This is a genomic window from Streptococcus sp. k-628, assembly GCF_013277475.1.
In the GTDB taxonomy this organism is placed as follows: domain Bacteria; phylum Bacillota; class Bacilli; order Lactobacillales; family Streptococcaceae; genus Streptococcus.
The window spans coordinates 21,230-37,674 of record NZ_VMMZ01000031.1 but is presented as its reverse complement, the minus strand read 5'-3'; the positions used below and the strand labels follow the sequence as shown (position 1 = coordinate 37,674).

General features: G+C 39.7%; 13 protein-coding genes. 1 reads left to right on the top strand and 12 read right to left on the bottom strand.

Annotation, left to right across the window (positions count from 1 at the left end):
* Positions 1-19 precede the first annotated feature (19 nt).
* Complete coding sequence (tig, locus tag HT730_RS04565; RefSeq protein WP_173306940.1) at positions 20-1,303, bottom strand: trigger factor; 1,284 nt, start codon at positions 1,301-1,303, stop codon at positions 20-22.
* A 221-nt stretch (positions 1,304-1,524) separates the two neighbouring features.
* Entirely contained in the window at positions 1,525-2,709 is a 1,185-nt protein-coding gene (locus HT730_RS04560) for an N-acetylmuramoyl-L-alanine amidase family protein (protein ID WP_173282752.1), read from the bottom strand.
* A gap of 196 nt (positions 2,710-2,905) precedes the next feature.
* On the opposite strand from HT730_RS04560, the gene HT730_RS04555 reads away from it, so the two are divergent.
* The gene (locus HT730_RS04555; RefSeq protein ID WP_173306939.1) at positions 2,906-3,778 is read left to right on the top strand and encodes a helix-turn-helix transcriptional regulator; all 873 of its coding nucleotides are present in this window, start codon (positions 2,906-2,908) and stop codon (positions 3,776-3,778) included.
* Positions 3,779-3,863: 85 nt separating this feature from the next.
* Here the strand turns inward: HT730_RS04555 and HT730_RS04550 are convergent, their stop codons facing one another.
* The 10 genes from HT730_RS04550 to HT730_RS04505 form a co-directional block, all read right to left on the bottom strand.
* Entirely contained in the window at positions 3,864-5,045 is a 1,182-nt protein-coding gene (locus HT730_RS04550; protein WP_173306938.1) for an N-acetylmuramoyl-L-alanine amidase family protein, read from the bottom strand.
* A gap of 245 nt (positions 5,046-5,290) precedes the next feature.
* The gene (locus tag HT730_RS04545) at positions 5,291-5,923 is read right to left on the bottom strand and encodes a response regulator transcription factor (protein ID WP_173282749.1); all 633 of its coding nucleotides are present in this window, start codon (positions 5,921-5,923) and stop codon (positions 5,291-5,293) included.
* Between the two features lie 13 nt (positions 5,924-5,936).
* Positions 5,937-6,932, bottom strand: a complete 996-nt coding sequence (locus HT730_RS04540) for a sensor histidine kinase (RefSeq protein WP_050970252.1) — start codon at positions 6,930-6,932, stop codon at positions 5,937-5,939.
* Positions 6,929-7,627 carry a cell wall-active antibiotics response protein LiaF gene (liaF, locus tag HT730_RS04535; protein WP_050970253.1) on the bottom strand — a complete coding sequence of 233 codons (699 nt, stop codon included), beginning with the start codon at positions 7,625-7,627 and terminating at the stop codon, positions 6,929-6,931. The genes HT730_RS04540 and liaF overlap by 4 nt, the downstream gene beginning before the upstream one ends.
* Positions 7,628-7,704: 77 nt before the next feature.
* Positions 7,705-8,715: a type 2 isopentenyl-diphosphate Delta-isomerase gene (gene fni / locus HT730_RS04530; protein WP_173306937.1), complete on the bottom strand. Its 1,011-nt coding sequence runs from the start codon at positions 8,713-8,715 to the stop codon at positions 7,705-7,707.
* Positions 8,699-9,706, bottom strand: a complete 1,008-nt coding sequence (locus tag HT730_RS04525; protein WP_173306936.1) for a phosphomevalonate kinase — start codon at positions 9,704-9,706, stop codon at positions 8,699-8,701. Before HT730_RS04525 ends, fni begins: the two co-directional genes overlap by 17 nt.
* Positions 9,693-10,646 carry a diphosphomevalonate decarboxylase gene (mvaD, locus tag HT730_RS04520; RefSeq protein ID WP_173306935.1) on the bottom strand — a complete coding sequence of 318 codons (954 nt, stop codon included), beginning with the start codon at positions 10,644-10,646 and terminating at the stop codon, positions 9,693-9,695. Before mvaD ends, HT730_RS04525 begins: the two co-directional genes overlap by 14 nt.
* Positions 10,628-11,506: a mevalonate kinase gene (gene mvk, locus HT730_RS04515; RefSeq protein ID WP_173306934.1), complete on the bottom strand. Its 879-nt coding sequence runs from the start codon at positions 11,504-11,506 to the stop codon at positions 10,628-10,630. Before mvk ends, mvaD begins: the two co-directional genes overlap by 19 nt.
* Before the next feature lie 174 nt (positions 11,507-11,680).
* On the bottom strand, positions 11,681-15,100 hold the full coding sequence (locus tag HT730_RS04510) for an SHIRT domain-containing protein (protein ID WP_173306933.1): 3,420 nt from the start codon (positions 15,098-15,100) through the stop codon (positions 11,681-11,683).
* Between the two features lie 354 nt (positions 15,101-15,454).
* On the bottom strand, positions 15,455-16,396 hold the full coding sequence (locus HT730_RS04505; protein ID WP_173306932.1) for an N-acetylmuramoyl-L-alanine amidase family protein: 942 nt from the start codon (positions 16,394-16,396) through the stop codon (positions 15,455-15,457).
* Positions 16,397-16,445 lie beyond the last annotated feature (49 nt).

The following is a 16,445-nucleotide window of genomic DNA, read 5'->3' as shown; positions in this document are numbered from 1 at the left end:
ATTTTCGAAGAGTATAAGATTATTTAACTGTTGCTGTGCTTGTAATCAATTCAACAGCTTTTTTGATTGTGATATCATGTTTCAACATATCAGCTGAAAGCAAGCTTTGTACTTGAGCAACTTCCATGTTGTAATCTGCTGCCAATTGCTCAACTTCTTTTTGGATTTCTTCTTCTGAAGCGTCAAATCCTTCAGCTTTGGCAACTGCTTCGATAACAAGGTTAGTCTTAGTACGTGACTCAGCTTCTACTTGGTATTGATTGTGAAGGTCTTCTTGAGTAGTTCCAGTGATTTGGAAGTACATGTCAGGGTTGATACCTTGACGTTGCAAGTTTCCAAGGAATTCATTTACTGAACGGTGAACTTCTTCGTGAATCATTTCTTCTGGAAGTTCTACGATTTCAGCGTTTTCTACAGCTTTATCGATTGCTGCACCTTCTACTGCATCTTTGTAAGCTTCTTCTTTAGCAGCAGCCAATTCCTTGCGGTATTTTTCTTTCAATTCAGCAAGTGTTTCCACTTCTTCGTCGATGTCTTTTGCAAGTTCATCGTCAAGAGCTGGAACTTCTTTAGCTTTTACTTCGTGGATAGTTGTCACGAATTTAGCTTCTTTACCTGCAAGGTCTTCTGCTTGGTAGTCTTCTGGGAATGTTACGATAACGTCAACAGTTTCACCAGCTGAGTGACCTACCAATTGGTCTTCGAAACCAGGGATGAATTGACCTGAACCAAGTCCAAGTGAGAAGTTTTCACCTTTTCCACCGTCAAATTCAACACCGTCGATAGAACCAACAAAGTCGATGACAACAGTGTCGCCGTTTTCAGCAGCAGCTTCTTTGATAACCAATTCAGCCAAGTTGTTGCGTTCACGTTCGATACGTTCTTCAACATCAGCGTCAGTTACTTCTTTTTCTACATCAACTGATACTTCAAGGTTTTTGTAGTCGCCCAATTTAACTTCAGGTTTTGTCACGACTTCAGCAGTGATAACCCAGTCTTGACCTTTTTCCATTGAAGTTACGTCAATTTTTGGTTGTGCAACCACTTCAAGACCAGATTCTTTTACAGCTGCTTCATAAGCGTTTGGCAAAAGAGCGTTCATAACGTCTTGGTAAAGTGATTCTTCACCAAATTTTTTGTCGAAGATAGGGCGTGGAAGGTGACCTTTACGGAAACCTGGAACATTAAGAGATTTCTTCACTGAGTTGAAGACACGATCCAATTCTGGTTTGATTTGGTCTTGAGAGATAGTGAAAGTCAAGACACCACGGTTTGTTTCTTTGTTTTCAAATGATACAGACATTCTGTCATTTCTCCTTAAAATTTTTTAAATACAGTCTATTATAACATAAACGAGCGACTTTTTTCAAGTAACGAATGCGCTTTTCAATGATGGGGGAGGTACGGTTTCTTCTTAGTTTTCTTTAGGTTTCGAATATAATCTTATAAAAGATGCTTAATGATGGCTGATTACAGTAAAAAACGAATCGCCCACACATCCCTCATTAGGCGATTCGTTTTGTATTATTTAACCACAAGAACCTTGTAATATTCATACTTATTTGGCTGTGTAATCTTAATTTTTTGACCATAGAAACCATCGATTTCTTTATCAAAATAATCTGAAAATCTTGATGGCAAGCGTTTCATCTTAAGAACCTCACCAGATTGGTCTGCATATACAAGGAAATGATAGTGGGTTGTAGACATACCATCATCGATCAATACAAAGTAACCTGTTTTGAGCTTACCTTGTCCATTATCTAAATAGTATAATTTATTGTTATTGATGGTGAAGTCAGTAGATGGAAGTCTAAGTCGTACACCTGGGTCTTCTAGATAAAGATCATTACCAACTTTTTTGATTTCTGATCTAGTTGTCATCTCTGGAAGTGGTGTCACTCTACGACCATCTGCTCCAAAGTAATATCGACCTGGTAGATTTTGGAAATTACGAATAACAGCTTTAGGATCAATTTCTTGTCCTTCTTCTTTATTATCCACCAAAGCCAACATCGTATTGGAAACTTGATCCCCATATTTTTCGGAAAACTTCTTGAACTCAGGTTTGATATACCAAGTGTTTTTATCCACGATAACATCAGTAAAGTTATTTCCGTCAAATTTTGCTGTAATCAGATATTCATATCCATCGCCTAAACGAACAATATCATCATTTTTATAAGGGCTATCTTGTAAAGTGAACATATGGCCATCCTTGCTGAGAATATAGCCTGTCCCATCACTAGAATTTACAACTCTATCAGAGGCCATTGCACCTGATTGTTCAAAATAATACCAATTACCATCTATGAACACCCAACCTGTCATCATAGAACCACTAAAATGAAGATAGTACCAAGTAGCCCCTTCTTTGTACCAACCTGTACGCATGGCGCCACTATCTGCTAGGGAGTACCAGGTATTGCCTTCCTTGTACCAGCCAGTACGCATAGCTCCACTATCTGCTAGTGAATACCATGTAACACCGTCTTTGAGCCATCCTGTCTGCATTTTTCCAGAACCGTCAAAATGGTACCAAGAACCAGCATTTTGTACCCATTTATCCTTAGCTAAACTGCCATCTTGTGAAAGATTCCAGTCAGCACCATTTTTAACCCAAGTATCTGCAGCCTGTGCTTGGTTGATAGACAAAAGCAGACCAGCACCTGCAAGCAAACCAAGAGTAAGTAATTTAGATTTTTTCATAGCTATTTCCTCCTTTATTGAATAGTTATAAAAAGATATTTTCCATCATAAACATTCTACATAACTCCTAATAATCCTTAAGAGTCAACCAATACCTTCTTTCTATCATCATTGTCCACCCCACACCTTTATGATATACTAAATATAAATATTTTCTTAAAACTTCTACTTTTGGAACATTTTTGGAGGCAAAAATATGCGGTGGGATATTGGTTCAGTTTATAAATACATTCGTAAGTCAAAAGGGATCACACAAAATGAGGTCTGTGGTGACTACATTACTCATTCTAACTTATCGAAGTTTGAAAATAATCATTCTACTCCTAGATATGATACTATGGAGTTGCTTTTGAGGCAAGTTGATATGAGTTTCGATGAATTTCATTATATTTGTCAACATTACCAAATGGATTCTCGTAAGAAATTATTTTCAGAATATTATCAGGTTATTTCTTCGCCTAATCTAGAAGAAATGAAGACACTGCTATCAAAATGTCAAATTTATCTAGATGAAGTGCAGAATGATATCCCAATAGAACACGCTGTGAAAGAGCTAACCATTTTTATAGAAGTGATTGAAAATCAGTTTTCCGATAAAGCCCAAGCCTTAGCTGAAGAGTTATGGAAAGAATTGGAAAAAAGGGATCAGTGGTTCCTCTCAGATTTACGGTTATTAGTGATGATCATCTTTCATTTCCCTATTGATTCACTAGAAATGCTACGCCAGAGGCTTGTTAAATCTCTAAATAAATACACAGATTATCGTCCAATTCAAAGTATTCATTACTCCATTCTAGCCAATATGACACGAATGTCCCTTGAAGCAAATAAGAAAGATGATTGTCTATGCTTAATTCAAGAATATCTTGATTTAGCAAAAATATTGAAACGATACGATTTATTAGGTGTAGCTCAAGTACGTCTGGGAATCGTTAATGAAAATCATGCTATGATTAATAAAGGATTATCCTTACTCGAATCAACAAATGAAAGTCGATTACTGCGGGAAATGAAAAGAGAAGTTAGTGATTATTATCAAGCAGATTTTTTTGAAACAGAGGGCAAATAGTAACTATTATTTTATGAATAAAAGCGAACATGACTTCCTAGTAGACAAAGTTGTTCGCTTTTTTCGTTTTACTCTGTCAGATAGTTTATTTCACAACAAAAACATTTCCTGTCTTACTATCGATTTTAACAGTTTGACCGTAGAAACCATCAATTTCTTTATTAAGATAATCTGAAATTCCTGTTGGCAATCGTTTCATTTTAAGAATTTCACCAGATTGGTCTGCATAAACAAGAATATGATAGTGATGATAGCTTGGTCTATCATCAATCAATGCAAAATAACCTGTTTTTAGTTTGCCATTAGCACCCTCTAAATAGTATAGTTTATTATTATTGATTGTAAAGTGGGTAGCCCCAAGACGAAGTCGTGCACCTGGGTCTTCTAGATAAAGATCATTACCAACTTTTTTGATTTCTGATCTAGTTGTCATCTCTGGAAGTGGTAATACTCTACGACCATCTGCTCCAAAGTAATATCGACCTGGTAGATTTTGGAAATTATGAATAACAGCTTTAGGATCAATTTCTTGTCCTTCTTCTTTATTATCCACTAGAGCTAAGGTTGTATTTGAAACCACATCCCCATATTTATTAGAAAACTTTTTAAACTCTGGCTTGATGTACCAAGCATTTTTTTCAACAATGACTCCATCTTTTCTATAAATAAAATGATAATCATACCCATCAGACAAAGTAACAATATTTGTGATAATTGTATCATCCGCTTGAGATTGTTCAACCTGACTTGGGAGTTTGGTTAACATATAACCATCCTTACCAATGACATAACTTTCCCCATCACTGGCTGGAACAGCTCTATCTGCGACCATAGCACCTGATTTTTCAAAGTAAGACCATTTACCATTTGGAGTCGCCCATCCTGTTGCCATAGCGCCACTGTCTTTGAGGTAATACCATGTAGACCCTTCTTTGTACCAACCTGTACGCATGGCGCCACTATTTGCTAGTGAGTACCATGTGCTACCTTGCTTGTACCAGCCAGTGCGCATAGCACCACTATCTGCTAGAGAATACCAAGTATTGCCGTCTTTGAGCCAGCCTGTCTGCATTTTACCAGCGCTATCGAAGTGATACCATGACCCAGCATTTTGTACCCATTTATCCTTAGCTAGACTGCCATCTTGAGAAAGATTCCAGTCAGCACCATTTTTAACCCAAGTATCTGCAGCCTGTGCTTGGTTGATAGACAAAAGCAGACCAGCACCTGCAAGCAAACCAAGTGTGAGTAGTTTAGATTTTTTCATAACTATTTCCTCCTGTCATGAAAATTTAAAGTTGCTGTATGATTTTAACCTCCTTTTGGATTTTTTATATTTTATAATATATATGTTAATCTAAATATTTCTAACTCTATTTTACTCCCCTATAAAATGAATGTCAACAAATAACATAAAAACATTGTGAAAAAAATATTTTACCGTACTAGAACTACTTACTCACTTCTTGGTACTAAATTAAGTCATTTCTCCGATATTATTTTATATAACTACTAAAAATCCTCATGCCCCACCAAGTGGTGCTGAAAGGCATAGACCGCAGCTTGTGTGCGATCACTGACCTCAAGTTTGGCAAGAATGTTAGACACGTGCGTCTTGACCGTCTTGAGAGAGATAAAAAGTTCGTCTGCGATACGCTGATTTTCATAGCCCTTGGCGATGAGTTGGAGTACATCTCGCTCACGCGCAGTCAGATCCTCATGTAGTTCTATGTGATTGCGGTGGTATTCGACCTTCTTGCTGACCTCTTGCTCAATGGCCAGCTCCCCAGCAGCCACCTTACGGACAGCATGAAGCAATTCGTCTGCACTAGAAGTCTTGAGCATATAGCCTTTAGCACCAGCATTCAAAACCGGCATTATTTTTTCATTGTCCAAGTAAGAGCTCACAATCAAAATCTTGGCTTCAGGCCATTCTTTGAGGATAGCCAAAGTCGCATCAATTCCATTCATTTCAGGCATGACGATATCCATGACAATAACATCTGGACGCAATTTCAAGGCTAAGTCAATACCCTGAAACCCGTTGGACGCTTCCCCTACAACTTCTACATCGTCTTGGAGGTCAAAGTAGCTTTTCAAGCCCAATCGGACCATTTCATGGTCATCTACTAGTAAAATTTTCATCTTTACTCCTTTATCATTCCTTATCGAGCAAGGGAATACGAATATCAACTGCCAGTCCTTGCTTGGGTGCTGTCAAAAGTTGAACTGTTCCAGCCATATCTTCAACCCGCTCCTTGATATTGCGGAGTCCATAACTCAGGTCGTCTAAGCTCCCTAACTGGAAACCAATCCCATTGTCCACCACCTTCAGCTGCAATTCAAAATCTGTCTGATAGAGATAGACATCCAGACAAGATGCCTGGGCATGGCGGAGAGTATTGCTGATCAATTCTTGTAGAATACGGAAGATATGCTCCTCGATTTTCTTAGGCAATTTCGTCACATTTTGCTTGAAACCAACCTTGAGATCACTCTTGTCCTCAAGCTCTTTTAAGAGGATTTGAATCCCTTCAACCAGATTCTTCTGCTCCAGTTCAACTGGTCGCAAATGCAAGAGCAAGACCCGCAAATCCTTCTGGGCGGTTTCTAAAATAGCTGTGACACTCTGCAACTGGATCTTCATCTTTTCTCTATCCAATTTCAAAGACTGCTGACTGATACCTGACAAAATCATGTGGGCCGCAAACAACTCCTGACTAACTGTATCATGCAAATCCCGAGCAATCCGCTTTCGTTCTTTCTCGATGATTTCCTCTTCCTGAGCAAGACTGTGATTTTCAGCTTTTTGAAGAGCTTCTGTCAAAAGGTTAAGTTTACCTGACAAGGACTTGAAACTGGCATCCAAATCTGGATCTGCAACTTGAACCACTTCTTGCCCTGCCAATAAACGCTTGAGATTAGCCTGCATCTTTCTTAGAGAAAGCTCTTCAACACCTCTCCAAAACAGGGCTAAGAGACAGGTCATGGACATGCTGAATACCAACAATAAAAAGACAAATTTTTCTGTTTTTTCGACATCGTGCAGAAAGATAGACCAGTCAAAGTCAAGGATTTCCAGCAAGCTGTGGGAGAAAAATAAGACAAACAGAAAGGAGGTGAGAGCAATGATTACATAAGCTTGTTTTTTCATCCTCTAACCGCCTCCACATCCCCAATCATAGCGGTCAAGAAAATCTTGACGCTCTTGTTACTCTTGAGATAGTCTTTCGTTTCCTGATGATAGTGTTCATTGCGGAGAGCTCGCTTGGGCTGGTTGAAAAAAGTCAAATCACCATAGAGACAGTTAACGCTGAGACTGACTTCCACATCAACAGGTACAATGATTTTAGTCGTTCCTACCATCTTTCTGAGGATAATGACATTGTCATGATTGGTTAGGATAACCCTCTCCAGATGAATGGTATCCTTACCCATGAGACGAAAGAGATTGATATCATCAAACTGGCAAGTCTGGTAGCTTGAAAAATGATGGAGATTTCCAAACCAACGATTTTTCTCCTTCTTAACCGTCACAACCTCTTCAAAAACCAAATTGGTCTGCTCTTTTTCCTGGTTCATCATCGGATAAAGAAGAAAGAGGCTGTATATAACCGCAACAAAAATAGCTAGAATCACAAAAGGATTGAGCATGACGATAAAAAAGAAGAGAATGCTTGCCACCACTAAAAGAAGATTATTGCCCTCTTTACCAGTGTAATAGCGAATCAAAAGCAAAAAGAGGAATAGAATCAGCAGAAAACGCGAAAAATGCTCTGAAACCATCAAAATCAGAGCTCCTGTCAAAAGACAGGCTTCAATAAATAAAAAGATTTTAAATTTTCTCATAGGTGCATCCTCTCCCTTCTATTTTATCACACTTCAAAAAAGTCACCTCGGTCTGAAGATGGAAAAAAAGGCGGTGATTACGCCTTTTTTATCTGATCATTTGCTTCTTTTAATTTTCCATAAAGAAGATAGTCTACTTTTTGTAGATCGGCTATGGTGGCACAATTAAGAGCACACATAATCAAACGCAGATCGTCTTTCCAACCTTGGACAATGCCAATCACTTCTTCAACTGTGTAGGTTTCAACCAATTCTAGAACTGTTCGAGACAGTCCTACAGCCTTGGCACCAAAGACCAAACACTTAATCATATCCAGTGGATTCCGAACGCCTCCACTGACCAAGAGTTCAACCTTGTCTTTCCAGTCTTGAGCATTGAGAAGGGCTTGCATGGTGGACTGACCCCATTGATTGAGGTAGTCACGTTGGCCACTGCGGCGGTTTTCGATATAAGCAAAGCTGGTGCCACCACGACCTGACAGGTCAAAGGTTCGAACGCCCAATTCATAGGCTCTCTCGATGGTCTTCATATCCATTCCAAAGCCCACTTCCTTGAGGACAATCGGAACGGGGATTTGCTTACTATAATCTGCTAGATGCGATTGCCAGTTTCTAAACGTTCTTTCTCCCTCGGGCATGAGTAATTCCTGCATGACATTGACATGCACTTGTAGGAGAAGAGGGGTCATCTCATCTACAGTCTGAAGACCTAATTCGACAGGCTTGTCCAATCCAATATTGGTTCCAAGAAGGAGATTTGGATGACTAGACTTGACAGAAAACGAGTCATCTGCTGGATCTTTGAGGGCTGCGCTATAAGAACCTGTCACAAACAAAATACCACAGGCTTCCGCTACCTGAGCCAGCTTTTGATTGATTTTTCTTCCCTTATCGCTTCCACCCGTCATAGCATTGATATAAAAAGGAAAGTCCCACTTTCGACCAGCAAATTCTGTCGACAGATCGATTTCATCCAGGTCGTAAAGAGGCAAGGAAGAATGAATCAACTCCACCTCATCAAAGCTATTATAGGAACTTTTCTGCTCAAGGGCATAGTGGATGTGCTCATCCTTACGATTTGTCGTCATGTCCTATCCTTTCTTGGTATAAGAGCTCAATCCCCAGATCGGCCCAACGGTTTTTTAGGGTTTCAGTTGATTGCGCATCAAAACTCAAGGCAATGCCACAGTCACCACCACCAGCACCGCTACTCTTGGCAACAGCCTGCAAATCTTGACTAGCTTCTTTCAGCTGTCTGAGCGAAGGTGTGTAAATATCTGCGCTCAAGCCTTCTAAGAGCTTGCTTGCCACTTCTACTTGCTCGATAATTTTTTCTGATTCCCCCTGCTTCAAGGCTTCTACCAAAGCAGCAACCGTTTCTTTTGAGGAATTTAAAAAATTCTGATTGATATTTTGCTTGATTTGCTGGACCATGTGACTTGATACAGCCACTTCCTTGGTCCATCCCACTAGGAAATCACATTCTAGGGTAGGTTTCACTTGTGAGATAGAAAAGCCCCACTCACGCTCTAAAATAGTCGCCAACTTTTCTTCTTCCAACCAAGCAGCAACCTTCTGGCGATCAAATGACTGGTAGAGAACCAAATCCTCTGCCACAATACAGGCAAGGTCTCCCATAGAACCATTGTCTCCTCGCTTGAGCAAGACCGCGCTAGCCAGCTTGAACAAGAGCTCCTGATCCACTGAAAGATTATACAGAGCCAGTAAAGCCTTGACAACCAAGACAACGACGCTACCGCTAGAACCTAGACCAAACTTTTTGCCTTCTCGTTCCATTTTGCCACGGATTTCCAAAGAAAAAGGTCGCAAGGTTTGCCCACGATCAGCGAGGAAGTCATTCATCAAAGCAATCGTTTCTTGAATCAAACTGTAGTCAGAATTGGGCGTCAAGTCCACTGCGAAATCAAACAGATCTGAATAGATACGGTAGCTGTCAGAAAAAGCAATCTCAGCCCTCATATAGATGGGAATGGCCTTTATCAAGGCCAACTGCCCTGGTTCTAGAATAGCATATTCACCTGCCCAATAGAGTTTTCCGCAAGTTTTAACAGCAATCATCTTGGCTCAAATCCTTTGTTTTTGACACGATCAAGCGATAACGTTGACCGAAGATTTCTGATAAATGCTCCAAGTCTTTCTCCTGACAGAGAACCTTGACATTGGGACCAGCATCCATGGTAAAGTAGCAGACTTTTCCTTGCTCACGGATCTGGCGGACAAAGTCCATGGCTTCATAGCTTGCATCGGTCAGGTAAGAAAAGGCTGGTGATGCTGTTTTTGTCGTAGCGTGCATAGCCAGGGCATTTTTCTCCGTTAATTCCCCAACCTTGGCAAAGTCATTTTCCTTGAGATAAACCAGCATATCCTGATAGTCCTTCTCAGACTGACGCACCCAGTCGTCAAAGGTCGTCGAGGTTTCCACACAAAGTTTCATCCCATCACGGCTAGAAATTGGTTTTTTCTTGTCCTCCAGCACCAACATAATCATAGCTAGTTTCAAGTCTGTCTCTACAGGGTAAATTTCTCCACTATCCTTATCCCAGGCACCTAATGGTCCATAAAAACTCCGAGAGGAAGATCCCGAGGCAAACTTAGCCTCCTGTGCCAACTGGCTCCGAGTCAATCCAAGCTGAAAATAAGCATTGCAAGCCTTGACCAGGGCGGACAAACCACTAGAGCTTGAAGACAAGCCCGCTGCGGTAGGCATATTGTTTTGTGTATCTATACGGACAAAGTCCTCACCTTCTGGACGGTAACGGTCAATAATCTTGCTCATCTTAGCATGCTCTGCCTCATTTTGTAGCTGACCATTGATATAAAATGCATCAGCAGTCGCAGGAGATGGTAGAGGCGACAAGGTCGTCTCCGTATACATATTTTCCAAAGTCAGAGAGATACTGCTAGTAGCAGGCACCATCTCTTTTTCTTTTTTCTTTCCCCAATATTTGATAATAGCAATATTTGCGTAGGAACGTACTGTTACAGGCTCTCTATCCATGTCTGAACAGCTCCTTTCTCTTCTAATCTTTCTGCTAGTTCTTGTGCGTGTGTCAAATTGTCTGCCAAGGCTATGATACAACCTCCTAGCCCACCACCGCTCATCTTAGCCCCCAGAGCACCATGACTAAGAGCTATTTCAACCAAAGAGTCTGCCTCAGGGCTACTAACACCAATTTCTTTCAAATGTAAATGCGCTTGACTGAGGATTTGTCCCAGTCTTTCAGCATCTTTTCGTGAAATCGCATCCTCTGCCTGCTGGGTCAATTCTCCCAAGGCATGCAAAAATGGTAGGGCATCCTTGCCCTTGTTTTGAACCACTTGGATGGCTTCACGAGTATGACCATAAACGCCCGTATCGGCAATCACCAAATAGGCGGATAAATCCATCTCAAGCTCTGTAAATCCTACGTTCTTGATAAAACGAATAGGTTGCTCACTGAGACAGGTCTTAGCATCCAAACCACTAGGATTCATATGGGCAATCATCTCCGCCCTATTGACCAAGATTTCCAATACATCACGAGGCAAATCAGCCTGATAGTAGTCAAATACCGCACGAATGGCTGCTATGCTGATAGCCGCTGACGAACCCATTCCCCGTTTTTCAGGGATAGCCGAATCAATCTCACAGCGAATGCAGGCTTCTGTGATATCCAAATACTCGAGCGAGGCATAAACCGCCATAGACAAGGTATCTTCTTCATAGAAATGCCAAGGACTCGCTGCAGGAACTACCTTACAAGTCACCTCCACCTCTAAGAGAGGCAGGGAAATGGCAGGATAACCGTAAACGACCGCATGCTCCCCTATTAAAATAATCTTACTATGTGCCTGACCGACACCAATTTTTTTTGTCATTTTTTCCTTTTACTAGACGAAAAAGCCGTCTCATTTTTTCATACAAGTATTGCTTCTCTCCTATCTATTTTATTATATTTTCACAAAAAAAGCGATTGTTTCCTTCACAATCGCTTTTCCCATTATAGGGATATATTTCCATCATTTCATTATTTAAACGATTTCTAGCATATCCTATTCTTCTCGTTTTTTAGGAAATACCGTCAAAGCACCTAGGATAGATAAGCCACCTAGAGCTACCAACCATTCATCTTGTTGACTACCTGTCTGAGGTAATTCATCCCGCTTGTGCACTTCAGTACTTCCTTGATCCCAATCTTCTGAAGAAATTGAGGTCGGAGTTGGTGTTGGTTGCGGTTCTGGTTTTGGTTCTGGCTTAGGCTCTGGTTTTGGCTCCGGTTTCGGTTCTGGCTTAGGCTCCGGTTTTGGTTCCGGTTTTGGCTCTGGTTTTGGCTCTGGCTTAGGCTCTGGTTTTGGTTCCGGTTTAGGCTCTGGTTTTGGTTCTGGCTTAGGAGTCGGTGCGTTAGCCTCGAATACCCATGTTCCTATAAACTCTACATCTGCTTTATTTACTGCTTTATTTTCAGTATCGTAGCTCTTGAAAACCCATTTACCATCGTTTTCCGCATCTACGTACTCTGTTTTTGTCGGTTGAGTCGCAACTACATTTGCTTTATCTGCATAACGATTTTGGTCGGTTGGTTTATAGCCTTCGATTGCTGCTGGCAATGTCTTACCTGGTGTCCCACTTTGGAATTTGTAGGTTACACCGTATTTATTAGCTTCGAATACCCATGTTCCTACAAACTCTACATCTGCTTTATTTACTGCTTTATTTTCAGCATCGTAGCTCTTAAATACCCATTTCCCATCATTTTCTGTATCAACATACTCTGTTTTTGTTGGTTGAATTGTTGTTACATTTGATTTATCTACATAACGGTTTTGGTCTGTTGGTTTATAGCCTTCTATTGCTTCTGGCAATGTCTTACCTGGTGTCCCACTTTCAAATTTATATGTTACACCGTATTTATTAGCTTCAAATACCCATGTTCCTACAAACTCTACATCTGCTTTATTTACTTGTTTATCTTCAGCATCGTAGCTCTTGAATACCCATTTCCCATCATTTTCTGTATCAACATACTCTGTTTTTGTTGGTTGAATTGTTGTTACATTTGATTTATCTACATAACGGTTTTTGTCTGTTGGTTTATAGTTTTCGATTGCTGCTGGTAATGTCTTACCTGGTGTCCCACTTTCAAATTTATATGTTACACCGTATTTATTAGATTCGAATACCCATGTTCCTACAAACTCTACATCTGCTTTATTTACTGCTTTACTTTCTGCATCGTATTTTTTAAATACCCATTTTCCATCATTTTCTGTATCAACATACTCTGTTTTTGTTGGTTGAATTGTTGTTACATTTGATTTATCTACATAACGGTTTTGGTCTGTTGGTTTATAGTTTTCGATTGCTGCTGGCAATGTCTTACCTGGTGTCCCACTTTGGAATTTGTAGGTTACACCGTATTTATTAGCTTCGAACACCCATGTTCCTATAAATTCTACATCTGCTTTATTTACTACTTTATTTTCAGCATCGTAACTTTTGAATACCCATTTCCCATCGTTTTCTGCATCTATATACTCTGTAGTTGTCGGTTGTGTTGGTGTTACATTCGCTTCATTTTCGTAAGTAGCTGTATCTTTTGGCTTATAGTTTTCGATTACTGCTGGTAATACTTTTCCCTCTGTTCCACTTTGGAATCGGTAGGATACATTATAAAATGTAACATAACCTAGTTCTAAAACGTTAGCTTCTACTTTGTTAATAGGTAAATTTGTAGCTGAATCCAGGCTTAACCAGCCACTACCGATTCTACCTGCACTTGGATGAACATTACCCTCAACAGAACCTGTTACTTTTAGTACTGTATTTCCATTTGTATCTGCTAACTCTTTGGCTTTATCTTGATTAATACGAACAACCATCTGATTGATTTCTTCATCACTCTTATTAGGGAATAAAGCTTTAAGTTCTGTTGATGTAAGAGATCGAAGTGTCATATTGCGCAGAATTGTTTCAGCAATAGACTTACCTTCATCCGGTTTTACTACACTCTCAGCTATACTCTCATTTCGTTCATTTTCCGGTCTATTACTATCATATCCGTTTAAAGATCTAAGAATCATTCTAAATGTTATATTATGGTTACCTTTAGTTTCAACACCAAATGTGACTCTAGGGTCCGTATTACTAACGATTGAATTAAAGCTATCTTTTGTATTTCCTAAGGCTGTCCCTTCTTTTGAATACACATTTAGGATTTCCTTCGTTCCATCTTCCTTAATTCCAAGAGCATACAATGGTCTCCATGAGTAACCATTAAACTCTGCATATAATTTTTCCGGAACAACTAAATCTTTGTCTAAATTCACATTTAAGTCTACATAGGTGTAAGTTTTTTTCTTTTCATCTAATTTAAAATTATTATCCTTGTATGTGTTGGATAAAACCGGACCAACATATCCTACATGAGGATTTCTATACACAGTCATCGCTGTAGTTTTATCCATTTCAAACTCAGCTTTTAAAACCACTTCATTCACTTTTGTAGTATTATTATTTTCCGGTTTATACTCATCAATGATACGGCGGGTATTTTTTTCTTTGTCTTTTGTTTCTTTATTTAAATTAGTATTAGGTAATACTTCTTCTGATTCTACATTCGTATCAATATGAACCTTATTATCATTAATGGCAAATTTATTCATTCCACCTATAATCGCAAATCCCATAGAAAATTTATCAGCAGGGAAAGGCTCATCTTGATCATTTAAACTGGCATATACACCGTATAGCCTGGAATCAGCTTTCAATCCATCTGGAAAGGCTGTGGCTAAAGTGTCTTCTGGGGAGAACAGTCTTGCTCCGTCCGCAATTTTCCCATTTACTGGCGGCATATCAGACCAACCAAGAAAAGTTTTTGCAGCGCCACGGAAAAGACCTGGATTAGATAAGGGACTCCCTAATTTATCTGTAGCATTCTTATATGTATTTTCAGTATCTTTTTTTTCGTGTGATTCACTTGTCCATTGACCAATAAGACTTACTTTACCATCATAATTTGCTGGTTCTGTTGCTCTTTCAAGCTCTCTAGGTTTCTCATCATTATTTCTTGCTCCATCGCCACCCTCTGGCTTAATATCTGTTGATACAGCTCTATCACTACCTAGCGTTGTAGCAGGCACATCATTTCCATTTCTTACTTCCGCTGCACGGGGTACTCCTTGAAGAGAGTTTCCATTACTCTCAGTTGATGCAGTTATATTTGTATTTTCTATTTCTGTGTCACCAGCATTAGCACCAGAAGTGCCTAGTGTGCTTGTTGTACTTGGTGGGGCTGGTGTGCCTGATACTGGTTCGCCTACTCCTGGTCCATCCGCTTGAACAGTCGCCACACCAGTTGCAAAAAACAACACCGAAGCTACTGCTACACTAGCTACTCCCAAATGATGTTTTCTAATAGAATAGCGTAAAACTTTTTTCCCGTTTTCTTCACATTTTCTTGACTTAAAGTTCATTTTCAACCTCATTTCTTTTTTACAAATGGGTACTTATACCCCCCCCCTTAAATATTTAAGTATTTAAAGAAGGTTCGATTTTTAAGCCTAAAATTGTAATTGTTATGGTGCTTTCAAAAAAACACTTGATATTACACTAACATTATATACCTTTTTCTAAAACATGTCATGTAAAATTGGGCAAAAACTCAAAAGTAAATAAGTAAATCTTTCCACAATAAACCGCATATTATCAAGTTTTTGCCACCTGATAATATGCGGTTTTCTGATTTTAAAAACTTTTTATCCAGTATCACTTCGTGAAGCTGCACTCTTACTTAAAATTTATCTCAAATTACAAAATCCTATCATTATTTATTGAACCCATTCGCCATTATAGTTGACAGAATAACCATCTACGGTCGTATTCACTGCCAAAGCACCTGAGCTATAAGCGTAGTACCATTTGCCATTGACCTGGAACCAACCTGTTGCCATAGCTCCTGATGAACGGAGATAGTACCACTTGTTACCAAGGTTTTGCCAACCCGTTTTCATATCACCATTTTCAGCATCTAAATAGTACCAAGTTGATCCTTCTTGATACCAACCCGTCGCCATGGCCCCCGATGAACGGAGATAGTACCACTTATTACCAAGGTATTTCCAAGCAGTTTGCATTGCAGCACTTGTTGTATCCAGATAGTACCAAGTTGAGTTATCATTGGTCCAGCCACGCACTAGCTCCCCAACCGTTAAACTGTCGATACGAGCATCGAAGCCACCACTCTTTTGTAAATAATACCAGTGTCCCTCATCATAAATCCAACCAGTTTTTAAAGTGTGATAGCTACGCTGATCTTCAAAATAATAGACTCGTTTCTCTGCTGGGCTATCATATTGTTCCCCATGGTGTTTGTTGGTATTGGTAGCTGTTTTTGCTTCTAAAATTTGCTTACCAACAAATTCTTGAAGAACCCCATCTTGGTTAAAGTAGTACCATCTTGGCATTGGCATAGATTCTAATCTTAAACCATTTGGGTAAGGACCAATTGTACTACCTTTAGATGGAAACGGGATGTATTGCCAGCCGACAACCATTTCTCCTGATACATGATCAAAATAATAGCTCTTGCCATCAATCACTCGCCAGGCCTTTTCTTTGATGTCCCCCTTCTTGTAGTAGGTTCTACCATTTTCTTGGACAAATTGCCAGCCTTCCGAATCAGCATCATCCGCCAATACTGCACTTGTCGCTAGCAAACCAAAGAAAAAGACTGCTAATGCGATTGGCATCAATTTTTTTATTATTTTCATTAGACCTATCCTCCATAACTGATTGTAGCAAAGACCAAACTGGATGTCA